Here is a 1,225-nt window from a genome sequence, read left to right as displayed (position 1 = left end):
GGCTTCGGCTGGTGGCTTGTCCAGCGATGTGCGGCCTCGCCGGGTCACGGCCTGGCGGCCGGTGTGGCCTGATAGGAGCGTGCTGTCTGCCCGATTGAGGCGTGCCCACCATCCGCCCGGCCGTCGATCACATGTCGGCCAGCCAGGACGGAGCATGCATGATCACAGTTGGGGTGGACTCCCACAAGCGGACACACACGGTCGTCGCGGTCGACGAGGTGGGCCGCCGCCTCGGGGAGAAGACCGTGGCTGCCACCAGCGAGGGCCATCTTGATCTGGTGTGCTGGGCGGGCCGGTGGGAGCGGGTGACCTTCGCGTTGGAGGACTGCCGGCACCTGACCCGCAGGCTGGAGCAGGACCTGCTCGGCGCGGGGCTGCGGGTGGTACGGGTACCGACCCGGCTCATGGCCGGGGCTCGCCGCGGCGGCCGGCAGCCAGGCAAGTCCGACCCGATCGACGCCGAGGCCGTCGCGATCGCCGCGCTGCGCCACGACGACCTTCCGGTCGCCGAGCTGGACGGGCCGACCCGCCAGGTCAAGCTGCTGGTCGACTACCGCCGTGACCTGGTCCGCCAGCGCACGCGGGCGGTCAACCGGCTGCGCTGGCACCTGCACGAACTCGACCCGACCCTGCACGTGCCCTCCCGCGGTCTGCGCCGCTACAACGTCATGGACGACCTGGCCGACCGACTGCGGACGCACCGCGGCCTGGTGGCCCGCCTCGCCCGCGAGCTCGTGGACCGCATCCGCGAGCTCACCCGGACGATCAACGGGTTGGAAGCCGAGCTACGGATCCTCGTCCGCCAGCTCGCTCCGTCGCTGCTGGCTGTTCCCGGGTGCGGAGTGCTGGGCGCGGCGATGATCCTCGGGGAGACCGCGGGTGTGCACCGGTTCCGGGACAAGGACGCCTACGCCCGGTTCACCGGCACCGCGCCGATCCCGGTCTGGTCCGGCAACAGCTCGGGGAAGGTCCGGCTCAACCGTGGCGGGAACCGCACCATCAACACCGCCCTCCACATGATCGCCGTCACCCAGATCCGTGGCGTCGGCCCCGGCAAGGACTATGTCGACCGTCAGCTCGCCCGCGGTAAGACCCGCACCGAAGCCGTCCGTCTGCTGCGCCGCCGGCTGTCCGACGTCGTGTTCACCGCCCTCCGCGCCGACGCGCGCAGCCACACCGCACCGCCCTCACCGGCGCCCGCAGATGACCGTCAGCTCGCGGCTTG

At 71.9% G+C, this 1,225-nt stretch carries 1 protein-coding gene; it reads left to right on the top strand.

What is annotated here, in order from left to right; translation table 11 throughout:
• Positions 1-158 precede the first annotated feature (158 nt).
• On the top strand, positions 159-1,225 hold a 1,067-nt coding region (locus AB1460_RS37610; protein ID WP_368967345.1), incomplete at its 3' end, for an IS110 family transposase.

Origin of the sequence: Parafrankia sp. FMc2 (genome assembly GCF_041008525.1) — a bacterium.
In the GTDB taxonomy this organism is placed as follows: Bacteria; Actinomycetota; Actinomycetes; order Frankiales; family Frankiaceae; genus Parafrankia.
This window is presented reverse-complemented; position numbering and strand designations above follow the sequence as displayed.